This is a genomic window from Acinetobacter stercoris, from assembly GCF_900323515.1.
GTDB classification, from domain to species: domain Bacteria; phylum Pseudomonadota; class Gammaproteobacteria; order Pseudomonadales; family Moraxellaceae; genus Acinetobacter; species Acinetobacter stercoris.
Genome location: NZ_OOGT01000306.1, coordinates 1 through 2886, shown reverse-complemented (window position 1 = coordinate 2886; position 2886 = coordinate 1). Strand labels below are relative to the sequence as shown.

The window sequence follows — 2886 nt, the reverse complement described above, 5'->3', positions numbered from 1 at the left end:
GTTTAAAACAATAAAAGAATTTCCCCAAAATGGTTGCTTCTGACTCTAAAGATTCTCAATTATTGACATAATATGATTTATAAAATTATCTCTAAAATATTACTTGTCTATTTTTTTGATATAAACAAGACTTTAGTTTCATAGTTTTTATTGAAGAATAGGTGTATTTTCGAGATGCTTTGAGTGTAATTTTTAGGACAATAATATGATGTCTACACGCCAGCAAAATTTTCTTTTGCGGAAAGAGAAAATTTTAAATATGGCAGAGAACTTATTGCTTGAAAACAATCAGGATATTACGCTGGATGAGTTGGCACAAGAGCTTGATATTGCAAAAGGCACAATCTATAAACATTTTAAAAGTAAAAATCAATTATATTTAGAACTCATTATTTTAAATGAAAAAAGATTACTTGATATTTCTATAAAATATAAGACAGATATGCAAGCTTATGTGACACATTACATGCTTTATAATATGTCGAATTCCAATCGGACTATTTTATTACATGTAATAGAGGAACGTTTAACGAATAGTGATCGGACATTAAAAGATCTTTTTAAGAAGCTATATACTGTTCGGGAAGAGCGAATTATTGAAATAAAAGAAGTTACTGATAAGTATTTAAAATCGGTGCAGAGTAAAATGTCTATACGTGATTATCTCTCTTATATATGGACAGTTACTTATGGAGCATCCTTGTTGTTGAATTCTTCACATTATCAAAACTCAATTGGTTCACGTGAACGATTAGTGGAACTATATATTAATCAGGCACTCATGATACCGAATACTCTTTCTTAAAATTTAACTAAATAAAATATCAGTCTTAGACTTTAAAGTGATTAAAATAAAAAGCCAACTCAATATTGAGTTGGCTTTTTATCGCTTCTGGGTTTTTAAAACTGTGGCTTAACTACAACTAAAATCACTACAGCAAATAAAATCAGTGTTGGCATTTCATTAAAAAAGCGCCAAAACTTATGTGATTTATAATGTGCATTATCTATTAGCTTTTTACGGTAATAACCACATACAAAGTGATAAATAACCAGTAGACCAACTAGAGCAACTTTTAGGTAAAACCATATTGCCTCATGATAGTGTCGAGTAGCATCGCCCCAATCAACCAAAAAATGCGCTGTGATGAGGGTGGCAATCATTGAAGGCCACATGATCCCTCTATACAACTTACGTTCCATCACTTCGAAACGTTTATGACTGACTGCATCGCTACTCATGGCATGATAAACATATAACCGTGGTAAGTAGAACAATGCAGCGAACCAGCAGACTACAGCAATGATATGTAATGCTTTTACCCACAAGAAAGCATCAGATGGTGCATCCATTGAATATCCTATGAGGGATTATTCATCCCACTTTTTGAAAACGAGGCAAGCATTTACGCCGCCAAAGCCAAAACTGTTACTCATCACAGTATTCAATTTTGTATCACGTTTTTCAAGTACAATATCAAATGGTTTTGCACCTTCATCAAGTTCAGTGACATTGATGTTTGGTGCAATAAAATCATTTTGCATCATCAAAATACTATAAATCGCCTCTTGAACACCTGCAGCGCCCAAGCTATGACCTGTCATTGATTTTGTTGAGCTAAGTGGCGGTACTTTACCTTCACCAAAAGCGCGTTCCATTGCGAGAAGTTCAGTCACATCACCTGCTGGAGTAGACGTACCATGTGTGTTGACATAGTCGATTTTGTCTACGCCATGTTGTTTTGCTTCATCTAAAGCCATAAGTACACAGCGTGTAGCACCTTCACCACTTGGAGCAACCATATCGGCACCATCGCTGTTTGCAGCATAAGCAACAACTTCAGCCAGGATATTTGCACCACGTGCCTGGGCATGCTCAAGGGATTCAAGAACTACAAAGCCACCACCGCCAGCAATAACGAAACCATCACGATCAGCAGAATATGGACGTGAAGCAGTTTCAGGTGTGTCATTATATTTTGAACAAAGAGCACCCATCGCATCAAAAAGCAAGCTTTGAGACCAGTGATCTTCTTCACCGCCACCTGCAAGCATCAAATCTTGTTTCCCTAGTTGAATGAGATTGTATGCGTAACCAATCGCATCAGCAGACGTTGCACATGCACTGGTAATCGAATGAGCGATCCCTTGAAGTTTAAATGCAACGCCCAGATTTGCAGTAATCGTATTACTCATGTTGCGGGGTACAAAGAATGGACCGATTTTACGTGCGCCTTTTTCCTCAAGCAACTTCACCATTTCAGTTACAGATGCAGTAGAGTTTCCACCTGAACCACCTGCAATACCGTAACGAGGATTGCCACCCAGTTGTTCTTGAGTCAATCCGGCATTTTCAATTGCTGCAACTGCTGCGTTATAAGCGTACATTGCACAAACGCCCATAAACCGTTTTAGTTTCCGATCAATATGGTCAAAATCTTGTTCTGCTGCAGCACTGACATGACTTTTAAAATTCATTTCTGCATAAGTTGGATTGTGATGCGTACCAGAAATACCATTTTGCAAAGAATGTGTTACGTCTTCAAGGGAGTTACCGATACACGAGTTAATGCCCATACCCGTAATAACAACACGACGGTTCATGCAAATTCCTTTATTTATAAATAGAGATACAATAGAGCCATTTAAACGTTTTTAGTTTTTAACTGCAATGGCGAAAGATATTGATTCTCATGCTCTATTTTTATGAGCATTGATTGTTATTCAATTTTGCGCAACGTATTGTAATACTTAAATTCATAGCAGGATGTATGTATGTGAATCCAGTAAAGTTTTACGCCGATTTTTAGGCAAAACCATTCATGCTAACAATTGATGCCTTAAAGAATATAATATCTAATAGTTAAATCGTGCTTAAAACAAACA

At 36.4% G+C, this 2886-nt stretch carries 3 protein-coding genes; 1 reads left to right on the top strand and 2 read right to left on the bottom strand.

Annotation, left to right across the window (positions count from 1 at the left end; all coding sequences use genetic code 11):
- Nucleotides 1-205 precede the first annotated feature (205 nt).
- Nucleotides 206-805, top strand: coding sequence for a TetR/AcrR family transcriptional regulator (locus tag KPC_RS18805; protein ID WP_121975851.1), 600 nt, complete (start codon nucleotides 206-208; stop codon nucleotides 803-805).
- A 95-nt stretch (nucleotides 806-900) separates the two neighbouring features.
- Here the strand turns inward: KPC_RS18805 and hemJ are convergent, their stop codons facing one another.
- Together hemJ and KPC_RS18795 are read right to left on the bottom strand one after the other, a co-directional pair.
- Entirely contained in the window at nucleotides 901-1353 is a 453-nt protein-coding gene (hemJ, locus tag KPC_RS18800; protein ID WP_121975850.1) for a protoporphyrinogen oxidase HemJ, read from the bottom strand.
- An 18-nt stretch (nucleotides 1354-1371) separates the two neighbouring features.
- On the bottom strand, nucleotides 1372-2604 hold the full coding sequence (locus KPC_RS18795; RefSeq protein WP_121975849.1) for a beta-ketoacyl synthase N-terminal-like domain-containing protein: 1233 nt from the start codon (nucleotides 2602-2604) through the stop codon (nucleotides 1372-1374).
- Nucleotides 2605-2886 lie beyond the last annotated feature (282 nt).

Excerpts from the sequence above, each read along its gene's own strand:
- KPC_RS18805 (WP_121975851.1), top strand. The coding sequence starts at position 206 with ATGATGTCTACACGCCAGCAAAATTTTCTTTTGCGGAAAGAGAAAATT.
- KPC_RS18795 (WP_121975849.1), bottom strand. The coding sequence starts at position 2,604 with ATGAACCGTCGTGTTGTTATTACGGGTATGGGCATTAACTCGTGTATC.
- hemJ (WP_121975850.1), bottom strand. The coding sequence starts at position 1,353 with ATGGATGCACCATCTGATGCTTTCTTGTGGGTAAAAGCATTACATATC.